Genomic DNA, 3,073 nt, shown 5'->3' with positions numbered 1-3,073 from the left:
CCTTTTACTTTGTTAAATTCATCAACCAGGATCCGGTTACCACGCACTATGTTATCCGCAGAAATACCTTCAGGAAACTCGCCCTTCACCCCTGCCGCCCAAAGCACGTTGCGGGTTAGCAGCGATGTCCCGTTATCAATTTTGAGCTCATAACCGTTATAGCTTTGCACATGCGCGCTGTTATAAATGGTTACATCCATATCCTCCAGAAACTTCTTGGCCTTAGTTCTGGCCCCTTGCGAAAACGCTGCCAGCAGCTCTGCTTTACCTTCAACAAGGTAAACTTTCATGCTATGTTTACGCAAGCCATGGTAATCCTTCATCAATATCAACTCGCGCATTTCGGCAAGGGCGCCGGAAAGTTCCACGCCGGTAGGGCCACCACCTACAACCACAAAGGTCATTAACGCGGCCTTTTCTTCCGGATCTTTAGATACCAGCGACATTTCCAGGTTTTGCAGGATCAGGCTCCTTAAATTTAAAGCCTCCGGGATATTCTTCATCGGCATGGCAAAATGTTCTATCTCCTTATTGCCGAAAAAGTTGGTATCGGAGCCGGTTGCTATCGCGAGGTAATCGTAATAAATGGTACCGATATCAGTATCAAGCGTATTTGTTTCGGGATTGATCTTCTCCACCTGGGCAAGCGCAAAGCGGAAATTCTTTTGCTTCGTAAAGATCCGTCGTAATGGAAAGCCGATTGAATCGGCAGCTATGGAGCCGCCTGCTACCTGGTAAAGCAAAGGTTGAAATGTGTGATAATTATGCTTATCGATCATCAGCACATCAACGGGTGCATTTTTTAATTTTTTAGCTAACTGTATCCCGCCAAATCCTCCCCCAATAATTGCCACCCGCGGCCTGGTATTCTTTTTTTGCTCCATAGATAGGTATAAGCAAGGATGATGCCTTAAAGTTTTCCAATAATACTAATTCTTTCATAATCAAATTGTAAACTTAAGCTGCAAATTCAATTATTCATTTTCAAATCAATTTTTTAAAAAACACACTATATTTTCGTAATTTTAACGGTTTTCTACTCGAAAAAGTAGAAATTTGGCATTAAAAGAGTTATATTAACAGCTGGAATGAATAAAATTGATACAGATCATATCAAAACGGGTAAATTATCGCCTAATAAGGGTCTTTATATAATCAAAATAGGTGGAAACGTTATTGATAACTCTGAAAACCTATATCATTTTTTAAAGGACTTTGAAGCGCTTGACGGCCTCAAGATCCTGGTACACGGGGGCGGCAAAGTTGCCACGCAAATGGCCGAGGATTTAGGCATCGAGTCGAAAATGGTTGACGGCAGGCGCATCACCGATATTGAGACGCTAAGAGTGATTACCATGGTTTATGGCGGCCTCATCAACAAAAACATAGTGGCACAGTTGCAACGCTTTGGCAACAATGCCATAGGCTTAACCGGCGCCGACGGTAATTTTATAAAAGCAGTGAAGCGACCTGTAAAAACTATTGATTACGGTTTTGTGGGCGATATTGTTAAAGATTCCATCAACCCGGAAAATATAAGCCGGTTGATGGAAGCAGGCTTCACTCCTGTTTTTTGCGCCATAACGCACGACGGCGAAGGCCAGTTGCTGAATACCAATGCAGATACCATTGCTTCGGCACTGGCGGTATCGTTATCGGGATTATATGAAACCACCCTCATATACTGTTTTGAGAAAAAAGGTGTGTTAAAAGATATTAATGACGAAGAATCGCTGATCAGGGAAATTACCCCGCAGCATTATGAGGAACTTAAAGTGGAAAGGATTATACACAGTGGAATGCTACCTAAACTTGATAATGCTTTTACCGCAATTGCCTGCGGTGTAAAGGCGGTAATTATCGGCAAATCAGATGATCTTGGTCAATTGAAAGATAACAAACCATTTGGAACACGTTTAACTAAAAACGCATGAACTCACAACAGCACATTTCAATATTAGGCTCCGGTAACATAGGCCTGTCATTAGCCAAAGGTTTAGTTAAATCAGGTATTTGTAAGCCCCAGCAAATATCGTTAACCCGCCGCAACGTAGCCGCGCTGGCCCAATATGCCGATCAGGGGTATCATGTATCTGACAATAACCTGCGTGCCGTACGCAAAGCCGACATCATTGTGCTGGCCGTACTGCCGCAACAACTCAATAAACTGTTAGACGAAATTAAACCTTCGTTAAAGCCGGATAAACAATTATTGATATCTGTTATCTCTGGCGTTAGCTGTGCAGATATCCGCCAGCACCTTGATCTTAATGTACAGGTGATCAGGGCTATGCCGAATACCGCGATAGCCATAGGCCATTCCATGACCTGTATTGCTACCGATAACGGCACCAATAAAAATATCAACATGACCAAATCTCTTTTTGATACGGTTGGCGTTACCATACAGATCAATGAAGAATTAATGACCTCGGCTACTGCTTTGTGTGCCTGCGGTATTGCTTTCTTCCTGAGATCTATCCGTGCGGCTTCGCAGGGCGGCACCGAGATCGGGTTCCATGCACATGATGCCCTGAAAATGGCCGCACAAACTGCCAAAGGAGCGGCCGACCTGCTGCTGCAACTGGCATCGCACCCTGAGCAGGAAATTGATAAGGTAACTTCGCCAAGCGGCTGTACCATTGCCGGTTTAAATGAAATGGAGCACCACGGTTTTAGTTCGGCTATGATCAAGGGCATCCGTCTTTCGGCCGAAAAAGCAGGTGATTTGTATAAAAAAGACAACTAAGCAGAAAGCCTAATGCTTAAAGCGAAAAGCACTATCAGTTATTAAACTTAAAGCAGAAAGCAAATAATCATTATATTTCAATCGTTTTGATAGGGTATATCAAAATGAGTTATTTTTTTAAAAGCAGTTCGGATACAAGCTATTTGCATTCAACCAATTATAAATAGTTTATAACAATTGGTACAGTTATGGTATCTGGTTGCTGATCTTTCAATATAAAATGTTAACAGTAGAAAAAATTGGCGGTACATCCATGACCGCTTTGGGTGATGTGATCAAAAACATCATCCTGTTTGAACGCAGCGGGGAGCAACTTTATAACCG

At 42.7% G+C, this 3,073-nt stretch carries 3 protein-coding genes; 2 read left to right on the top strand and 1 reads right to left on the bottom strand.

The genetic code is table 11. From position 1 onward, the window contains the following. A partial coding sequence (locus VF500_RS12985; protein ID WP_330860078.1) for an NAD(P)/FAD-dependent oxidoreductase occupies nucleotides 1–884 on the bottom strand: 884 nt, incomplete at its 3' end. A 204-nt stretch (nucleotides 885–1,088) separates the two neighbouring features. Between VF500_RS12985 and argB the strand changes: the two genes are divergently transcribed. Both argB and proC read left to right on the top strand, forming a co-directional pair. Then, a complete protein-coding gene (gene argB, locus VF500_RS12980; RefSeq protein ID WP_330860077.1) occupies nucleotides 1,089–1,934 on the top strand; it encodes an acetylglutamate kinase in 846 nt (281 codons plus the stop codon). Beyond that, the gene (proC, locus tag VF500_RS12975) at nucleotides 1,931–2,749 is read left to right on the top strand and encodes a pyrroline-5-carboxylate reductase (RefSeq protein ID WP_121224628.1); all 819 of its coding nucleotides are present in this window, start codon (nucleotides 1,931–1,933) and stop codon (nucleotides 2,747–2,749) included. The genes argB and proC overlap by 4 nt, the downstream gene beginning before the upstream one ends. Nucleotides 2,750–3,073 lie beyond the last annotated feature (324 nt).

The sequence above is a fragment of the Mucilaginibacter sp. genome, from assembly GCF_036383575.1.
GTDB lineage: Bacteria > Bacteroidota > Bacteroidia > Sphingobacteriales > Sphingobacteriaceae > Mucilaginibacter.
This window is presented reverse-complemented; position numbering and strand designations above follow the sequence as displayed.